At 46.0% G+C, this 17,421-nt stretch carries 17 protein-coding genes; 9 read left to right on the forward strand and 8 right to left on the reverse strand.

The window, feature by feature from the left end; translation table 11 throughout:
• The first annotated feature begins 147 nt into the window (after positions 1–147).
• The 6 genes from QE390_RS03540 (at position 148) to QE390_RS03565 (ending at position 8,577) form a co-directional block, all read left to right on the forward strand.
• Complete coding sequence (locus tag QE390_RS03540) at positions 148–1,329, forward strand: exo-beta-N-acetylmuramidase NamZ domain-containing protein (protein ID WP_106635382.1); 1,182 nt, start codon at positions 148–150, stop codon at positions 1,327–1,329.
• 113 nt (positions 1,330–1,442) lie between these two features.
• Positions 1,443–2,975 carry a glutamine-hydrolyzing GMP synthase gene (gene guaA, locus QE390_RS03545; protein WP_307141128.1) on the forward strand — a complete coding sequence of 511 codons (1,533 nt, stop codon included), beginning with the start codon at positions 1,443–1,445 and terminating at the stop codon, positions 2,973–2,975.
• Positions 2,976–3,167: 192 nt separating this feature from the next.
• On the forward strand, positions 3,168–3,851 hold the full coding sequence (locus tag QE390_RS03550; RefSeq protein WP_307141129.1) for a hypothetical protein: 684 nt from the start codon (positions 3,168–3,170) through the stop codon (positions 3,849–3,851).
• On the forward strand, positions 3,838–5,523 hold the full coding sequence (locus QE390_RS03555; RefSeq protein ID WP_307141130.1) for a S8 family serine peptidase: 1,686 nt from the start codon (positions 3,838–3,840) through the stop codon (positions 5,521–5,523). The genes QE390_RS03550 and QE390_RS03555 overlap by 14 nt, the downstream gene beginning before the upstream one ends.
• Before the next feature lie 227 nt (positions 5,524–5,750).
• Positions 5,751–7,877, forward strand: coding sequence for a S9 family peptidase (locus QE390_RS03560; RefSeq protein WP_307141131.1), 2,127 nt, complete (start codon positions 5,751–5,753; stop codon positions 7,875–7,877).
• Between the two features lie 106 nt (positions 7,878–7,983).
• Positions 7,984–8,577, forward strand: a complete 594-nt coding sequence (locus tag QE390_RS03565; RefSeq protein WP_307141132.1) for a S9 family peptidase — start codon at positions 7,984–7,986, stop codon at positions 8,575–8,577.
• 59 nt (positions 8,578–8,636) lie between these two features.
• Here QE390_RS03565 and QE390_RS03570 read toward each other — a convergent pair whose 3' ends face one another.
• Positions 8,637–9,080 carry a peptidylprolyl isomerase gene (locus QE390_RS03570; protein ID WP_106635378.1) on the reverse strand — a complete coding sequence of 148 codons (444 nt, stop codon included), beginning with the start codon at positions 9,078–9,080 and terminating at the stop codon, positions 8,637–8,639.
• Positions 9,081–9,540: 460 nt separating this feature from the next.
• On the opposite strand from QE390_RS03570, the gene QE390_RS03575 reads away from it, so the two are divergent.
• Positions 9,541–9,945, forward strand: a complete 405-nt coding sequence (locus tag QE390_RS03575) for a hypothetical protein (protein WP_157830207.1) — start codon at positions 9,541–9,543, stop codon at positions 9,943–9,945.
• Between the two features lie 417 nt (positions 9,946–10,362).
• Positions 10,363–10,638 (forward strand): hypothetical protein, encoded by a 276-nt coding sequence (locus QE390_RS03580; protein ID WP_106635376.1) that lies wholly within the window; start codon positions 10,363–10,365, stop codon positions 10,636–10,638.
• 54 nt (positions 10,639–10,692) lie between these two features.
• On the opposite strand, the gene QE390_RS03585 is transcribed toward QE390_RS03580, so the two are convergent.
• The 7 genes from QE390_RS03585 to galE all read right to left on the reverse strand — a co-directional run bounded on the left by QE390_RS03585 (position 10,693) and on the right by galE (position 16,276).
• A complete protein-coding gene (locus tag QE390_RS03585) occupies positions 10,693–11,001 on the reverse strand; it encodes a hypothetical protein (RefSeq protein WP_307141133.1) in 309 nt (102 codons plus the stop codon).
• Positions 11,002–11,007: 6 nt separating this feature from the next.
• Positions 11,008–11,379 (reverse strand): hypothetical protein, encoded by a 372-nt coding sequence (locus QE390_RS03590; protein ID WP_307141134.1) that lies wholly within the window; start codon positions 11,377–11,379, stop codon positions 11,008–11,010.
• Positions 11,380–11,460: 81 nt separating this feature from the next.
• Positions 11,461–11,856 (reverse strand): acyltransferase family protein, encoded by a 396-nt coding sequence (locus QE390_RS03595; RefSeq protein WP_307141136.1) that lies wholly within the window; start codon positions 11,854–11,856, stop codon positions 11,461–11,463.
• 62 nt (positions 11,857–11,918) lie between these two features.
• Entirely contained in the window at positions 11,919–13,178 is a 1,260-nt protein-coding gene (locus QE390_RS03600; protein ID WP_307141137.1) for an AraC family transcriptional regulator, read from the reverse strand.
• Positions 13,147–14,007 (reverse strand): glucose-1-phosphate thymidylyltransferase RfbA, encoded by an 861-nt coding sequence (gene rfbA / locus QE390_RS03605; protein WP_307143530.1) that lies wholly within the window; start codon positions 14,005–14,007, stop codon positions 13,147–13,149. The genes QE390_RS03600 and rfbA overlap by 32 nt, the downstream gene beginning before the upstream one ends.
• 150 nt (positions 14,008–14,157) lie before the next feature.
• The gene (gene rfbB / locus QE390_RS03610; protein WP_307141138.1) at positions 14,158–15,216 is read right to left on the reverse strand and encodes a dTDP-glucose 4,6-dehydratase; all 1,059 of its coding nucleotides are present in this window, start codon (positions 15,214–15,216) and stop codon (positions 14,158–14,160) included.
• Between the two features lie 46 nt (positions 15,217–15,262).
• Positions 15,263–16,276, reverse strand: coding sequence for a UDP-glucose 4-epimerase GalE (galE, locus tag QE390_RS03615; protein WP_106635371.1), 1,014 nt, complete (start codon positions 16,274–16,276; stop codon positions 15,263–15,265).
• Between the two features lie 257 nt (positions 16,277–16,533).
• On the opposite strand from galE, the gene QE390_RS03620 reads away from it, so the two are divergent.
• Positions 16,534–17,397 carry a transglutaminase-like domain-containing protein gene (locus tag QE390_RS03620; RefSeq protein ID WP_307141139.1) on the forward strand — a complete coding sequence of 288 codons (864 nt, stop codon included), beginning with the start codon at positions 16,534–16,536 and terminating at the stop codon, positions 17,395–17,397.
• Positions 17,398–17,421 lie beyond the last annotated feature (24 nt).

Below are 17,421 nucleotides of genomic sequence, written 5' to 3' on the forward strand. Positions count from 1 at the left end.
TTTCCTATAGCAGAAAACGAGAAACAGTCCCCTGAAAACGCTTACCTGAGCCTCTTTTTAGTACATACTGAAACCGCAAAAGTAGCAGTTTCAGTGCTTTTACAAATTTAGCGTTGGTTTTTCGGTTCTTTCACCCGAAATTTGCACATGGTTTCGCTTCGCACGTCTTGCCTGCTGGCTGTTTTTTCGCTCTTTACCATCGTTGTGCCTTCTCTCGCACAACATTCTTCCAGGCCTACGCTCGGTATTGAGCGTACTGCCGAATACCTGCCCCTGCTTCAGGGAAAAAACGTTGGACTTGTGGTTAATCACACCTCCACGTTTCCCAATCAAACGCATTTAGCGGATTCTTTGTTGGCACTGGGCATCAAGATCAAAACGATTTTTGGCCCCGAACATGGTTTTAGAGGCAAAGCCGACGCGGGCGAGAAAGTCTCCAGCTCGGTAGATGCGAAAACCGGCATTCCCGTGGTTTCCCTCTATGGGGCTAATCATAAACCATCCGCTGAGCAGGTTAAGGATTTAGACATTTTACTTTTTGATATTCAGGACGTTGGAGCCCGTTTTTATACCTACACTTCCACGATGCATTACATCATGGAAGCAGCGGCTGAGCAAGGAAAAACGGTATTAATTCTGGATCGACCCAACCCAACGGGCCATGTCGTAGATGGGCCGATACTGGATCGGAAGTTTGCTTCCTTTGTGGGGTTAAATCCCGTTCCCATTGTACATGGCTGCACCGTTGCAGAACTCGCCCGCATGATTAATGAAGAAGGCTGGCTGAAAAATGGCGTTAAGTGTTCGCTCATAACCGTTCAGTGCCTGAACTATACGCATCGAACGCCTTATACCTTACCAATTCCACCGTCGCCGAATCTCCCTAATCAGCAAAGCATTCTTTTATACCCTTCCATTTGTTTATTTGAAGGTACAGAAATTAGCGTCGGTCGTGGAACGGATACCCAATTTCAGGTCATTGGGGGGACTTCTCCTTCGTACGGAACGTATGAATTTACGCCCGTCGATAAGCCCGGGGCCATGAATCCACCCAACGAAGGCAAGGTTTGTTACGGTCTTGATTTACGGAAGGTAAATGCCTATAAAGAAGGTTTTACACTAAAATATGTTCTGGATTTTTATTCGAAGGCTCCTGATAAAAGTAAGTTCATCAATCGCACGAAAGCTTTTGATCAGCTAGCGGGAACGGATCAGCTTCGGAAGCAGATTCAGGAAGGAAAAACGGAAGCCCAAATCCGGAAAAGTTGGGAACCAGCTTTACGGAATTACAAAGCTTTGCGGAAGAAGTACTTACTCTACCCTTTATAAATGTTTGATTACGTTAGATAAGTTTGATCCATTTCAACTTCCAGGCATATCTAACCTTTCAAACTTGAAACTTTTTTATCCAGATTACTTACTGACCCCTTGTCGGTACTCACATGACTGAAAAAATTCTCATTCTTGATTTTGGTTCGCAGTATACGCAGCTCATTGCCCGTCGCGTTCGCGAACTTAACGTGTATTGCGAGATCCATCCGTATAATCATTTTCCTGAGCTGGATTCTACGGTGAAGGGTGTGATTCTTTCCGGTAGCCCCTGCTCGGTTCGGGATGAAGATTCTCCCAAACCCGATCTGACGCAATTCCGTGGACAGTTACCATTATTAGGCGTTTGCTACGGTGCTCAGTTACTAGCTCAGAGTTTGGGTGGTGAGGTAGCTCCTTCCAAAATCCGGGAATACGGTCGGGCCATGTTGCATTCGGACGATCAGAACCGTTCGATTCTGTTGCAAAACCTGACACCCGAATCGCAGGTTTGGATGTCCCACGGCGATACCATCGTTACCATTCCTGACAACTTCAAAATCATTGGCTCTACCGAATCAGTTCGGGTAGCTGCGTTCCAGATTGATGGCGAAGAAACCTATGGCATTCAGTTCCACCCCGAAGTAACGCACTCCCTGGAGGGTAAAGAAGTTCTGAAAAACTTCCTCGTGGATATTTGCGGCTGTAAGCAGGAATGGACGCCCGCCAACTTCGTGGAAGAAGCAGTGGAGCAATTGAAGGAAAAATTAGGTAACGATAAAGTAGTTATGGCTTTATCAGGTGGTGTGGACTCTACGGTAGCGGCCATGCTGGTGCACCGGGCCATCGGACCTAACCTGTACTGTATTTTCGTAGATAACGGTCTTCTCCGTAAAAACGAATTTGAACAGGTTCTTCACTCGTACGAAGACATGGGACTGAACATCAAAGGCGTACAGGCTAAAGATCAGTTCTATAACGCTCTTGAAGGATTAAGCGATCCTGAAGCGAAACGCAAAGCCATTGGTCGGACGTTCATTGAAGTATTCGATCAGGAAGCTCATTTACTGACGGACGTAAGCTGGCTGGGCCAGGGCACCATTTATCCCGACGTTATTGAATCCGTTTCGGTGAAAGGTCCATCGGCTACGATCAAGTCTCACCACAACGTGGGCGGTCTGCCGGACTTTATGAAGTTACAAATCGTGGAACCACTGCGTACCTTATTTAAAGATGAAGTACGCCGCGTGGGCCGCGAGTTAGGTATTACGGAATCAATCCTGGGCCGTCACCCCTTCCCCGGTCCTGGTTTAGCCATTCGGATTCTGGGCGACATCACTGAAGAAAAAGTATCGATTATTCAGGAAGTAGATGCCATTTTCATTAATAAACTGAGAGAAAAAGGCTTATACGATCAGGTTTGGCAGGCAGGAGCTATTCTCCTTCCCGTTCAGTCGGTTGGCGTCATGGGCGATGAACGTACTTACGAGCGTGTGGTAGCGTTACGGGCGGTAGCGTCGGTAGACGGGATGACGGCTGACTGGGTACACTTACCTTACGAATTCCTGGCGGAAGTTTCCAACGATATTATTAACCGTGTCAAAGGAGTAAACCGCGTGGTTTACGATATTTCGTCGAAGCCCCCCGCTACGATTGAGTGGGAATAATTCGATTCATTACTGAACGGTAATTATTTATCGAAATCATTCTCCTATATTTATTCATGAAAAGTTTGAAAGAGGTAGTGTTTCTACTTCTTTCAAACTTTTTAGCGTTACATCCCTTAGTAACCGCTTTATCTAACCCATCAACCCCTATAAACAGACTCATCATCTGTTGAGAAGTACCTTTCTTTTGGTATGAAAAAATTACTTGCGTTTCTGTTCGTAGGCTTGAGTTTCTGGGCCTGCAATCCTTCCAAAAATGATCCGCAGTCTGCGGGGTATGAGTATTTCCCGCTGGAAAAAGGCAACTACATTGTTTATGACGTGACGGCTACTCAATACGCCATTGCTCAGGATTCAACCACCAGCCGTTATCAAATCAAGGAAGTAGTAGCCGATTCATTCCCATCCCTCGATGGCCTGGCTTCGTTTCGCATTGAACGCTTTCGTAGGAATACCTCGGATCAGGCCTGGAGTATCGATTCAGTCTGGACGGCCCGTCGCACCATCGATAAAGCCATTCGCACCGAAAACAATATTCCTTATGTGAAGCTTACTTTCCCAACCTACCTCGATCAGCGTTGGAATGGGAATCAGCTCAACGGTCTGGATGAGAAAGAATATAAAGTGAGCAGAATCCATGAATCGATGGGCATTGGAGAGAACAATTTTCCAGAGACGCTAACCGTTTTGCAGGAGTCGAAATCCACGGAAATTGATTTGGTGAACCGTCAGGAAACCTACGCCAAAGGAATTGGCCTCATTCGTCGGGAACGAACAGAGCTTTATTATTGTCAAAGTGCCAGTTGCTTTGGTCAGAAAAAAATAGAATTTGGTACTCGCTACATTCAGCAAATTTCAAGTTATGGTAAAGAATAGTTTTCGTCGGTTTCGGGCTTCACTCACCGCTTTTGTACTTCTGGCGGGTGCCTGTCTTTCTGCAGAAGCCCAGACTACGGCTAAATACCTTATTCTTTTCAAGGATAAAACCAATTCTCCTTATGACGTGAATCGTCCGCAGGAGTTTTTATCGAAGCGTTCCATCGAGCGACGCTTCAGACAAAACATTGTTGTTTCCCAGCAGGATTTACCTCCCAACCCGGCGTACATTCAGGCTGTTCGTGAAAAAGGGGCTAAAGTCTGGTATAAAAGTCGCTGGGCCAATGGCGTGCTGGTTGAATGCACCCCCCAACAACTCGACGACATTAAAACGCTGACTTTTGTAACTGGTAACGATGGTAACGTTCCTTTGAGTGCGGTACCCGTCGGAACTTCGAGTAAAAGTGGTAGCAAAGCCTTTCATGAAATCAAACCGCTGGATCTTCCTCCCTTATCACCCAAAGCTGAGCCTCTAAACTACGGGTATTCGCAAACCCAGATCGGGCAAATGCGGGTAGACTCCATGCACGCTAGTGGCTTTCACGGCGAAGGTATGCAGGTCGCCGTCATTGATAACGGCTTTCTGAGCGTGAATACACAAGCGGCTTTTAAGCACTTATTCGACGAAAACCGCATCATCGGTACTTACGATTTCGTAGCGAATAACACCAATGTCTACGATCAGGGAACGCATGGCAATAACGTGCTTTCGCTAATGGCAGCCTATTTGCCCGGGCAGTTGATTGGTACCGCTTACAAAGCATCCTATTTATTATTGCACACCGAAGATAACTCCGGCGAAAAACGTCAGGAAGAAGCATTCTGGCTGGCCGCCGCCGAATACGCTGACAGCGTAGGCGTGGATGTGATTAACTCTTCACTGGGTTACTCCACCTTCGATAACGCCGCCACGAACTATACCTATGAAGATTTAAACGGCAAAAAAGCCCTCTCCAGCCGAGCTGCCAAATGGGCTGCCCAGCGGGGAATTCTGGTAGTAGTGGCGGCGGGTAACGAGGGTAACGACTCTTGGCGTTACATTACCGTACCGGCCGATGCCGACTCCATCATCTCCGTAGGTGCGGTAGATTCTCATATGGCTCGAGCCAGTTTCAGTTCCGTTGGGCCTACTTCTGATGGTCGGATTAAACCAGATTTATCAGCTTTAGGAGCAGGCAATGTGATTAACAACGCTCTAAACGGCCAACTTGCGTCGGGCAGTGGTACTTCGTTTGCTTCTCCGCTGCTGGCGGGTATGGCTACCAGTTTCTGGCAGGCTTATCCTTACCTGACTAATATGGAAGTGATTAGCATGCTGAAGCGTTCAGCCAGTCAGAATGAAAACCCGGATAGTTTCCTGGGTTTTGGAGTTCCTAACTACTTGAAAGCCGCTCAAGCTGTTCAGACCTATCGACAGGGACCGGGTGTACGGATTCTTCCTAATCCAAGCACAGGTTCTAATAATCCGATTGTCGAGTTACCTTTCAACGAACAGAACAATACCTACGTTGTCACCTTACTCGACGCCGCCGGCCGTATCTTCTGGGAAGGTCAGGCTTCGGGCCGCCGGGCCGAACTGGCCATTGGTTCCCTCCCCGTTCCGTCTGGCCTGTATCTGCTCCGCTTTACCAGAGAATCTGAAAATTACACCGCACGTTGGATGAAGTGGTAATACCAAATACTTTAGAAGCAAAGCACTCCGAGGAATTAAACCCGGAGTGCTTTTTTGTTAATAGCCAAATCTAATTCGGATTATCCTTGCTTTTTCAAGGATTAAGTTGAATTCATTCAAGTAGCCCGCTCTTTGGTCGTAACATTTTCGGAGCCAGTCGAGTACTTCAGCGTACTTGCTTCGCTTCCACCTATATTCAATGCTTCGAAATCGCTTCATTCATCACTATGAGAAATCTTTTACTCTTGCCACTGCTGGTTTTGACCACGCTGGCGTACGGTCAAAAGAAAGGTAAGAAAATACCTGCCCCCCCTACTCCCCAAAAAGCCCTAACCCATAATGTCTATGATGGCTGGAAATCCATTACCTATCGGAACCTGACTAACAATAGCGAATGGGCCGTGTATACCGCTAACCCGCAGGAAGGCGATGGAGCCGCTGTTTTTTACGGTCTCAAAAAGAGTAAAATTGATTCCGTTCATCGGGCTGCGGACATTCAGTTAGGTTTTGATTCGGACATTGCCGTTTTCAAAATCAAACCTCAACTGGCTGCCGTTCGCGACGCGAAGAAGAAAAAGAAGAAACGCGAAGATATGCCCAAGGATTCGCTGGGTATTTACACCTTTGCCACGGGTCAGGTAACTAAAATTCCGAAGGTAAATTCCTTCCAGTTACCCGAAAAAGCGGGTGGTTTTTTAGCCTATCAACTCGAAAGCCCCGCCGCCAAGCGTGATACCACCGCTCGTAAGGGTCGTAAGCCAGCGAAAAAGGAATCCGAAGAAAATGGGTATCAGGTTGTTCTGAAAAACCTGAAAACGGGTTCACAAACGTCTTATGGTTTTGTAACGGCTTACGAATTCAGTAAAAATGGCAAACGTTTTGCGTACATCACTACGGGTAACGACAGCACGGTAAAGACTCCGGCGGTTTACGTCGTTGATCTGGCCAATGGTTCATCGCAGAAAGTATACGAAGGCAAGGGTAAAACCAAGAAGTTAACCTTTGACGAAACAGGTGACCAGTTGGCTTTTGTGACTGATCCTGATACCAATGCCAAATCGCTGGTTCATTACTATAAACTCTATTACTGGAAATCCGGCGAATCACTGGCTCGCAAAGTAGCCGACGAAAGCAACCAACCCGGTAAAAAGGGCTGGCTGGTCAGCGGTGATGCTCCTTTGGCTTTCGCTAAAAATGGTTCGAAGTTATTCTTCGGAACAGCTCCCAAACCCGCTATTGCCGACACCACTTTGTTACCCGATGAAGTCGTAAGCGTAGAAGTCTGGGGACCCAAAGATCCTGCCCTTCAGCCGCAGCAAAAAGTAACGGCTGAACGTGACAAGCGACGTTCGTATACAGCCGTTTTCACGCCTGCTGACGGAAAACTGGTTCAGTTAGCTACGCTGGAGATGGATCAAATCATGCCCGTTGCGGATGGTAACCCAGATTATACCGTTGGTCTTTCCGACAATAAATTCTCACATGAACACTGGGACTGGAACAGCCGGAACGATGCTTATGTCGTATCTCTAAAAGACGGTTCTAAAAAACTGATTGGTGAAGGTATTCGTGGGAACATCCGCATCTCACCCGAAGGTAAATACGCGTACTGGTTCTCGCTGTCAGATACCGCCTGGTATGCGTATTCATTTGCCAACGCAAAAACGGTTCAGTTAACCAAAGACCGCAAGTTTGCCGACGAAGACGATGACCATCCTGATTTTCCTCGTGGGTACGGATCAACGGGCTGGACGAAGGGTGACGAAGTATTCTACCTCTACGATAAGTACGACGTCTGGACGGTTAATCCAACTAATTCTTCCAGCCTGACTCGCATTACGAAAGGTCGTGAAGAAAAGAAAACCTATCGTTTCATTAATCTGGATCGTGAAGATCGTGGCGTTGTTGACTTAAGCAAACCCCAACTGGTTCATCTGTTTAACCACACCACTAAAGGTAGCGGGTATGCTCAGTGGAGTAACAACACGATGACGGTGCTACATCAAGGTGATTTTGCGGCTTCTCCGATGGTAACGAAAGCCAAAAATACCGACGAGATTCTGTTTACGAAAACGACATTCCGGGATTATCCTGATCTACTGGCGACGGATCTGACGTTCAAAACCATTCGCAAAATCTCGAATCTGGGTGAACAAACGAAGCCTTACCGCTGGGGAACGGTTGAAATGGTTTCCTGGGTTAATGGCGATGGTGTTCCTTTACAGGGTCTGCTTTACAAACCTGATGATTTCGACACAACGAAGAAGTATCCGATGATTACCTATTTCTACGAAAAAGAATCGGATAAACATTCACAACTTCGTTACCCCTGCTCCAACGGCCAGTGCCCGTAATAATTACGCCTACTCGGTATCCAACGGTTATATCGTTTTTGTTCCAGATATTATCTATCAAGACGGTTATCCCGGGAAGAGTGCCTATCGCTGTATTATTCCCGGCGTGCTGAAATTGCTGGAAAACACCTGGATTGATCGCAGCCGTTTAGGCATTGTGGGTCACAGTTGGGGTGGTTACCAGACGGCTTACCTCATTACGCAGACGGATCTTTTCAAAACGGCTGTTCCGGGTGCTCCCGTGGCTAACATGACCAGTGCTTACGGTGGTATTCGCTGGGGCACGGGTCTGAGTCGTCAGGCTCAGTACGAGCATACGCAAAGCCGCATTGGAGCTACTATTTGGGAAAAACCCATTCAGTATATTGAGAACTCTCCGCTGTTCTATTTACCGAATGTGAAAACGCCCGCTCTGATCATGCACAACGACGAAGATGATGCTGTCCCCTGGTATCAGGGCATTGAGTTATACCTGGGTCTCAAGCGTTTAGGTAAACCCGCCTGGATGGTGAACTACAATACGGAGAAACACGGTCTTCGCGTTCGTAAAAACCAAAAGGACTGGACGATTCGTATGTGGCAATACATTGACCATTACCTCAAGGATGCCCCAGCTCCCCAATGGATGGAAGAAGGATTACCCATGATTGAAAAGGGTATCAACCAACGATTACTGCCCGCAATGCCAGCGGATAACTAAACAGAAAAGGCCGAATTGCTCGTAGCAGTTCGGCCTTTTCTTTCAGATCGCCAAGTTACTTATGCTTCTTCGCGAATAATTTTAATTGACTGGATAACGTCACCCTGACGGATATCATCCACAATATCCAGCCCTTCAATAACCTGACCAAATGCCGTGTGCACGCCATCCAGGTGAGCGGTGTTCGAACGGTTGTGGCAGATAAAGAACTGGCTACCACCCGTGTTAGGTCCGCGGTGAGCCATAGACAGGACACCACGATCGTGACGCTGACGCTCGGCTTTCGTTTCGCAGGGAATTGAGTAGCCAGGGCCACCTGCACCCGTTCCGGTTGGATCACCACCCTGAATCATGAAATTAGGAATCACCCGGTGGAACTTCACTCCATTATAAAATCCCTTTTCTGATAAATCAATAAAGTTTTTAACCGTAATAGGCGTCTCTTTTTCGAAGAGCTCAATCACCATTGTGCCCTTGTCGGTTAGCATTTCAGCTTTTACCATTGCGTGTATACTTAGTTAGTTAAGAATGCGAAGTTAATTATTTCAGCCGACAGGACTGAAAATAGTCCGGGCTTCCTGGAAATTAACCTAAAGTAAGCTCATAAAATTCCCTCTGAGCATATTTAGAAACAGCCTTGTGGAAGACATTGCAAACCTGAAACTTAAAAACGAGGTTAAAATTTTTCAAAAAATAAAAATGACCATTTTTAAACTTGTTTTTATTAAAAAAATAACATTTCAGACAAAAAAGGTCCAAAATTAAACGTGTACTATAGCATTAAAACAAAATTTTATAGAAGTTTCTTCATTTCAAAACCTTATTATTCTACGTATAATACAATGTTTTATCAGAATTAATCTAATTATTCCAAATTATTTATATATATTTGTATAAAGACTTTCAGTCAGTCAGGGAATAGTCTTTTTTTAGTTCAGTATACATTACTAGATATATAAAGTCATGAAACGCTATATGATTACCGCGATTCTGGCCGCGTTGGTTGGAGTTGCCGGAGCACAGGACAAACCTAAATTAGATCACGGATATTCCACAGGTAACTATAAACACGCGAATAAAGCAGCAGTAGCTCGCCAACAGGAACAGACTTCTGCCACTCTGCAAAGAGATGGCTCCGTTAGAGAAACCCTTGGCTTACAGTCTACTGGTAATTACAAAGCTCAACGGCCTTATTCAACGTTAGGAAAGCTGAATACTCCAGCACCACCTGTTACCGGATATGCCACGACGGATCGCAGCCAATCGCCCCGAAATTACAAGACGGGCGTACCGATGACTTCTTCCGCAGAGGCTCAACAAGCCAAGCGAACGAAAGACAGTCTCCGTACTACTAATGCGGATGAATAACCACGAAAGCCGGGTCAATTACCCGGCTTTTTGTTTTGTCTGTATATTATTACCTCTCTCCTACAGTTCTATGTAAGGTATTGAATTGAGTAAGCTTTCTTTCCTTTATGATCTTCTCCCTAAGACGGCCAGAGGCCTACAGCTATGTGGTCACTCGGCAGAGCCGAGCGACTGCATGCGAGTAATCGTGAGTGAAATTCTTTCCGATCGTCACTAGGTAACTAATCCAGCTTTTTCTTTTGTCTATATCTAGGTAGTATTACCTCACTAGAGGTCAATTCTCTACATTATTCCCAACTTGCCAGAATCTCGGCATCTCTATATAAGTAACTGTTTATCAATAGTTTAATTCATATACTTATAAAATGGCACGCTGATTTTACCTACTATAAGCATAACTAAATAGAACTAGATATTATGGATAAGTTAGCAAAGTTTGAGTTAATGGAAAAAATAGTTCGTGAATTAGGCGATCTGCAAAACAGCCAAACTGCTGTCCTCAAAAAAATTGGTCAGATCGAAGTGGAGAACATTGAGTTGAACGATAAACAACTGGAAAACGGTGTATCGGATTTGTTCACCAAGTTGTCAGACTGCCTGGACTCAGTAACGGCCATTCATACGGAATTTGAGCAACGAACTGCTCAGTTCCAGAAAGATAATAATCTGGTGCCGGAAGAATCTGCTAGTTAGATATTTCCTTTCCCCGATTAACCGGAAGAGGAGCTCAATAGAGCTTCTCTTTTTTTATGTCTGAATGATTGGTTTCTTATCCATTTGCTGCCGAATGTGAGTTTTCATCCCAAACAGTAAACGAGTCAGTGGAAAACGCCGGATGATTAATTCATACAATAGCCAGCATCCTCCAAAAGTGATTCCGACCAGTAGTAGAAATTTCAAAGGCCAGGCCATAAGTAAAGGAGCCAGATAGTATCCTGCGGAAACCGTAATCGTTTGGTGAAGGATATAAAATGGATAAACCGCCTCATTAGTGTAAGCTAAAAATCGATTATTGAAACGAAGGTAACGATATCCGTTACCGAAGATGGCCAACAAACAAGCCTAGGCGTTGAAAGTTCTAAAGAATTCATAACCCGCCCAGGCAGCTCCTTCCTTAGGTATCGAATCAATCCAGAAAAATGTATAAAGAATAGTGGTGCAAACGCATACTAAGCCGAGCGTTAAAAAGCGGTAACGAGCCAACGTATCCCAGAATTGCTGTTGGGTACAAAAGACATAACCCGTTAGAAAAAGGCTGAAGTAATGCCAGTGTTGTCGCCAGTCGCGAACCAGGTTATTGGTGGTTGGAAAGCGTTCATCCCACCAAAAATCAGCAAGCCAGTGCCAAACAGTGGGTATTAGCAACAACCACAAAGGATTCGAGAAAACCTGAGCTAATCGAGCCGTGAGTTGTTGCCCTCCAGGCTTTCGCAATAGTAATAAAATGGGTAATCCGATTACCGAATAACAGAACAGATAGGCCAGATACCAGAGGTGATGCCAACTGAAATTACCCTAAGGGTACGGCAGGAATTCGAAGGTTGACGGATAAAATTCCAGAAAGGAATACGTGGCCCCATTACTGATTCTTTCGAAGAAAATTTGAGGCGGAATAATGAAGAACATACCAAAAACCAGTGGAATGAAAATGCGTTTGGTACGTTCGCCCAGAAAAGATCCCGCCGAGCGTTGCCCTAATGCCCAGTATACGCCCATTCCAGAAATCATGAAGAGCAAAGCCATTCGCCAGGCACTGGTAAACATCATCGGGTACTCAACCCAATGGGTTTGAACATTGTTTTTTACGTGCCATCCCCAATAGTTGAAGAACATGCCCGTATGGAAAAAGATGAGTAAAAGAAAGGCAAGGACGCGGAGCCAGTCGAGATCGTAACGACGAATAGATTTCATGGGTATTTTGATTTGAATACCCAAAAGTCTTGTGAATCAGGGCCGTCAGGCGAATGTACAGATCAGGAAGACGTACCCGCCGATAGGGACGAACTCCGAAAAACGGCGGGAGTCTGCCCCGTTTCCCGCTTAAATGCTCCGTTAAATGCTGACTTTGAGTTATACCCTACGCTCTCGGCAATTTCTTCAATTTTCAGATGGTTATATTGCGACGAACGTAACAACTCCTTAGCTTCCTGAATTCGATGCTTTGCTAACCATTCGAAGAAACTCAATCCCATGGCGTCGTTGAGTACTTGAGAAAGGTGATGCGTAGAAACGCCGAGCTGCTGAGCCAGTTTGGGTAAAGAACAGGCTGAGTCCAGATAAGGCTTTTCAGTACTAATCAACGTTTGTAACTTTTCAAGCGTTCGTCGCTGCAACTCGGGCGTTAAAGAAGACCGTTCGTATTTAGGAGGTTCAGGTCTTTCTACTTTGAAAAATCCCGACTGTCGGATAATGGTAAAACTGGTGGCATAAATTACGAAGGCCATGTGAGCCACTACCAAATGATCGCCCAAGTCACTTTCAAAGGTGGCCCGGGTTACCAAGTAAATGATTACAATCAGCGTCAGGTGAACCATCAGATTTCTATACCAGAGTAGTTCCGACTGCTGACTAGACCAGAGCGAAAGCTGACTTCGTTTAAAAGCCTGACTTATTTCTTTCCAACCCAGAAAAAGATAAATCACCATGCTGATTCCGGTAAAATCATTGATATGCCACTTGGGCCAGAACATCCAGCGTTCGCCGTAGCATTCGAAGGGTGGTTGTGGTACTTCCGGGTGAAAAGCGTCTAGAAAAGCTTCATATTTGAGACTCAAAGGCTGTGGATACCACATCGCTACCATGTAAACCAGGTATAAAGCGGCGGGTAAAAAATGCCAAGCTTCTTTCCAGTGCCAGGTTTTACGTAAGCTCGTCCGAAAGTACAAATACAAACAGGGAAAAATGACCAGATTAACAGGTTCGGTGGAATCCACCAGACCTAATACCTGAACCATGTAATTGGTATACCCTAGCCATACATCACTCATTAATACAATCATGGAAAGCAACGCAATGCCCAGAAAACGATTCGGAAACTGCTTGCCTTTGCTATGAGTGAGGAAAAAATACACTAGAAAACCACCCTGTATAATGCCAAGCAGAATCAGGATCGCGAAAAGATCAATATGTGGCTTTAAATCGGGCATGTACAAAACAAAAAAGCCTACCTCGCGGTAGGCTACGAAGCTACAAAAGGTTTGCTTACTTAAGCAAGTTGAGCAAATACTTGCCATAGCCACTTTTAACCAGGGGCTTGGCAATTTCTTCCAGCTTGGCTTTGTCAATGAAGCCCATGCGGTAAGCCACCTCTTCGATACACCCGATCTTGAGGCCCTGCCGCTCTTCAATCACCTCCACAAACTGCCCCGCCTGCATCAGCGAAGCAAACGTACCCGTATCCAGCCAGGCCGTGCCCCGGTCCAGTACGCCTACTTTCAGCTTGCCTTTCTCCAGATACACCCGGTTGATGTCAGTAATCTCCAGCTCGCCCCGAGGACTTGGCTTTATGGCTTTGGCAATCTCCACGACTTCATTGTCGTAGAAGTATAAGCCCGGAACGGCATAATTGGACTTAGGCTGTTCGGGTTTCTCTTCGATGCTGAGCACATTGAAAGCTTCATCAAACTCCACCACCCCGTACCGCTCAGGATCGTGCACCTGATAGGCATACACCACCCCTCCCTCGGGATCGTTATTGGCCTGCAAGAGTTTCGACAGGCCCGAGCCGTAGAAAATGTTATCGCCCAAGATCAGAGCTACTTTATCCTGACCGATAAACTCCTCCCCAATGATGAAGGCCTGAGCCAGTCCATCCGGGCTAGGCTGTACGGCGTAGGTGAACTGGCAACCCAGACGGCTTCCATCGCCCAGCAGCTTCTCAAAGTGCGGCAGATCGTGAGGCGTCGAGATAATCAAAATCTCTTTAATGCCCGCCAGCATCAAAATCGACAGCGGATAATAAATCATCGGCTTGTCGTAGACGGGCATCAATTGCTTGGATACGGCCAGCGTCAAGGGATGCAAGCGGGTACCGGACCCCCCGGCTAGTATAATTCCTTTCATGTGTTCAGTTTTGAATGTCTGCATGAGAGAAGGAGTGAATGGTTGAAGCAAGAGGCCCTTCTTTCCTGGGAAACGAAGTAATCAACTCAGCGAACGTACTATTAAGTTCACCGCATAGATTCACTCATTCATTCCTTCTCTTCTTCAAAATTAACGTTGTGCGTACATGCTTTCGTAGTAGTTCTGATAGCTACCCGAAGTCACTTCTTCCAGCCACTGGGTGTTCTCCAGATACCATTCTACGGTCTGAGTCAGTCCCTGTTCGAAGGTAACCGAGGGCTCCCAACCCAGTTCGTTCATGATCTTGTGAGCATCAATAGCATAACGCAGATCGTGCCCCGCCCGGTCGGTAACGTAAGTAATGAGGCCTTTGGAAGTACCCGCCTGACGGCCCAGTTTATCATCCATGATTTCGCACAGCAGGTGCACTAGATCAATGTTTTTCCACTCGTTAAAGCCGCCAATGTTGTAGGTTTCCCCTTGCTTGCCCTGGTGGAAAACCACATCAATGGCTCGAGCGTGATCTTTCACAAACAGCCAGTCCCGCACGTTTTCCCCTTTGCCGTAGACGGGCAGGGGCTTGTGGTTAAGGATATTATGAATCATTAGCGGAATCAGCTTCTCGGGGAAGTGATTGGGTCCGTAGTTATTCGAGCAATTGGTCAGCACAAAAGGAATGCCGTAGGTATTGCCATAGGCCCGAACGAAGTGATCCGAAGAAGCTTTCGAAGCTGAATAAGGGGAACGGGGATCGTAAGGGGTGGTTTCTAAAAAGAACTCATCGGGATTGTGCAGTTCACCGTAGACTTCATCCGTCGAGACGTGGTAGAAGAGGTGACGGGAGTAGTCGTCTTTCCAGGCCTTTTTAGCCGCGTTCAACAGATTAACTGTGCCCACCACGTTGGTAAGCACGAAAGCCATAGGATCCGAAATCGAGCGGTCGACGTGACTTTCAGCGGCCAGGTGAATCACGCCGTAGAAGTCATGCTCAGCAAACAGAGCCTCCAACACATCCGCCTCGCGAAGGTCAGCCTTGACGAAATGATAGTTGGGCTCGTTTTCGATGTCTTTTAAGTTAGCCAGGTTACCGGCGTAGGTTAAGGCATCCAGGTTATACACCTGATACACGTCTTTGTACTCGGTCACAAACCGGCGGACCACATGCGAACCAATGAAGCCCGCTCCGCCCGTGATTAATAGCTTTTTCATAAATTAATAAGGAAATATTTTAGAACAGGCTGACCCTTGAACGACTCTATTTTGCTAACTGTTCCTGCCAACGCCAGGCATCCGCCAGAGCTTCCGCCAGCGTTTTCTCGGCCTGCCATCCTAATACGTCTCTTGACTTGCTTACTTCAGCATAAATCTCCATAATGTCACCTGCCCGACGAGGAGCAAATTCATAATTTACTTTCACGCCCGTTACCTCTTCAAACGTATCAATCAACTCCTTCACGCTGGTTCCTTTACCCGTTCCGATGTTGAAGTATTCGTAATAGTTCGCGTCTTCTTGTTTCACTAGCAATTCCAGGGCCTTCACGTGAGCTTTCGCTAAATCAACTACGTGGATGAAATCGCGGATGCAGGTTCCGTCGGGCGTGCCATAATCATTACCGAAGACCATCAGTTTTGAACGGATACCAATCGCCGTCTGAGTTACGAAAGGAACCAGGTTTGCAGGAACTCCAATGGGTAATTCTCCGATCAGGGCTGACTCGTGAGCTCCAACAGGATTAAAGTAACGCAGGGCTAATGCTTTTAAACCGGGCTTGGCAGCTACCGTATCCCGAATGATCTCCTCACCCACCTGTTTGGTATTGCCATAGGGCGAAGCTGCGGGTAGTACGGGCGTTTCTTCAGTTACGGGAATGGAGTCGGGCTGGCCGTATACGGTGCAGGAAGAAGAGAAAACGAGATTAGACACGCCATTGGCGGTCATCGCTTCCAATAAAGTTACCAGAGCTGAAATGTTGTTTCGGTAATAGAGCAACGGTTTTTCAACGGATTCACCTACAGCCTTGCTGGCCGCAAAATGAATCACCCCCTGAATGTTTTCTTCTTTGAAAATCTTAGTTAACAGAGCCGAATCATTGCAGTTGGCTGAGTAACTCTTTACTTTTCGACCTAAGATGGTTTCTAATCGATCCAGAACTTTGGGTTCTGAGTTGGAGAAATCATCCAAAATGATGGGTTCAAAACCAGCTGCTATTAATTCTACGACAGTGTGTGAACCAATAAATCCGGCTCCGCCGGTAACTAGAATGTTCATAAGAAAAGGCTTGAACGCTTTTTATATTGACTCCAAAAATAGGCAAAATACCTATGACCAAACTAATGATTTAGATGATGATTTCGTAAAAGATGACCTATTAAACACTATTTTTTTTCTTCTTTTCTTATCGACATACTTTTCTTGTCTTAAGCTAAGCCTAGAATGCCGGGAATGCTTTTGCGAAAAACTATGTTAAAGCCTTTGGCATTTGGCCTAATAAATTGTAAGTTGAATATGTAATCATCAATTTCGCTATGGATAATCGCGAACTAAAAGCTTTGGTTTCTTTACTAGAGGACGATGATCGGGAAGTTTCTTCATTAGTCGAACAGAAAATTCGGTCCCTGGGGGATTCAATCATTCCTTTTCTGGAAGACCATTGGGAAAACTCCGGTTTTAACCCTAATGTTCAGAAACGTATCGAGGATTTAATTCACGATCTGCAATTTCGCACCCTTACAGAACGGCTGCGAGTCTGGAGAAATAATGGTGGCACCGACTTACTCGAAGGCCTCTGGCTCATTGCTACCTATCAATACCCGGACTTATCGCTGACGAAATTACAGCAGGAGGTAGATCAGATTTATTACGACGCCTGGCTGGAATTTCGGCAGGGCATGCACTCCGCAGCCCAGATTGATACGCTGAATTATGTCTTCTTCAAAAAGCTGAAGTTTGGAGCTAATACCAAGAATTTTCATTCGGCGGCCAATTCCATGCTGAATATCGTGCTGGAAACGCACAAAGGTAACCCCATCAGTCTCTGCGTTTTGTATATGCTGGTAGGTCGCCGACTCGGAATGCCTTTACACGGGGTTAACCTTCCGAATTTGTTCGTACTCACCTATAAGGTTGACGACGATACTCAGTTTTACATCAATGTTTTTAACAAAGGACTGATTTTTCGGCGAAAAGATATTGACAATTACCTGGCCCAGCTTAACCTGGCTCCTAACCCCATTTTTTACGATCCCTGCACCAATACAGACATCGTAAAACGGGTATTACGGAACCTGACGCTGGCTTTTGAAAAAACCGGCGATGACGAACGAGCCCAGGAAATGAATCAGCTCATTAAAATGCTTTCTGAAAACGATGATACGTATGATCTGAATTAGTGGTTCGTTACGCATCCAAAGCAA

It is taken from the genome of Siphonobacter sp. SORGH_AS_1065 (genome assembly GCF_030818595.1).
Taxonomy (GTDB): Bacteria; Bacteroidota; Bacteroidia; order Cytophagales; family Spirosomataceae; genus Siphonobacter.

What these genes read in the sequence shown, in the direction of transcription:
- QE390_RS03550 (WP_307141129.1), top strand. Translation starts at nt 3,168, where the DNA reads ATGAAAAAATTACTTGCGTTTCTGTTCGTAGGCTTGAGTTTCTGGGCC.
- QE390_RS03555 (WP_307141130.1), top strand. Translation starts at nt 3,838, where the DNA reads ATGGTAAAGAATAGTTTTCGTCGGTTTCGGGCTTCACTCACCGCTTTT.
- QE390_RS03620 (WP_307141139.1), top strand. Translation starts at nt 16,534, where the DNA reads ATGGATAATCGCGAACTAAAAGCTTTGGTTTCTTTACTAGAGGACGAT.
- galE (WP_106635371.1), bottom strand. Translation starts at nt 16,276, where the DNA reads ATGAACATTCTAGTTACCGGCGGAGCCGGATTTATTGGTTCACACACT.
- rfbB (WP_307141138.1), bottom strand. Translation starts at nt 15,216, where the DNA reads ATGAAAAAGCTATTAATCACGGGCGGAGCGGGCTTCATTGGTTCGCAT.
- guaA (WP_307141128.1), top strand. Translation starts at nt 1,443, where the DNA reads ATGACTGAAAAAATTCTCATTCTTGATTTTGGTTCGCAGTATACGCAG.
- QE390_RS03580 (WP_106635376.1), top strand. Translation starts at nt 10,363, where the DNA reads ATGGATAAGTTAGCAAAGTTTGAGTTAATGGAAAAAATAGTTCGTGAA.
- QE390_RS03575 (WP_157830207.1), top strand. Translation starts at nt 9,541, where the DNA reads ATGAAACGCTATATGATTACCGCGATTCTGGCCGCGTTGGTTGGAGTT.
- QE390_RS03560 (WP_307141131.1), top strand. Translation starts at nt 5,751, where the DNA reads ATGAGAAATCTTTTACTCTTGCCACTGCTGGTTTTGACCACGCTGGCG.
- QE390_RS03600 (WP_307141137.1), bottom strand. Translation starts at nt 13,178, where the DNA reads ATGGCAAGTATTTGCTCAACTTGCTTAAGTAAGCAAACCTTTTGTAGC.
- QE390_RS03540 (WP_106635382.1), top strand. Translation starts at nt 148, where the DNA reads ATGGTTTCGCTTCGCACGTCTTGCCTGCTGGCTGTTTTTTCGCTCTTT.
- QE390_RS03595 (WP_307141136.1), bottom strand. Translation starts at nt 11,856, where the DNA reads ATGAAATCTATTCGTCGTTACGATCTCGACTGGCTCCGCGTCCTTGCC.
- rfbA (WP_307143530.1), bottom strand. Translation starts at nt 14,007, where the DNA reads ATGAAAGGAATTATACTAGCCGGGGGGTCCGGTACCCGCTTGCATCCC.
- QE390_RS03570 (WP_106635378.1), bottom strand. Translation starts at nt 9,080, where the DNA reads ATGGTAAAAGCTGAAATGCTAACCGACAAGGGCACAATGGTGATTGAG.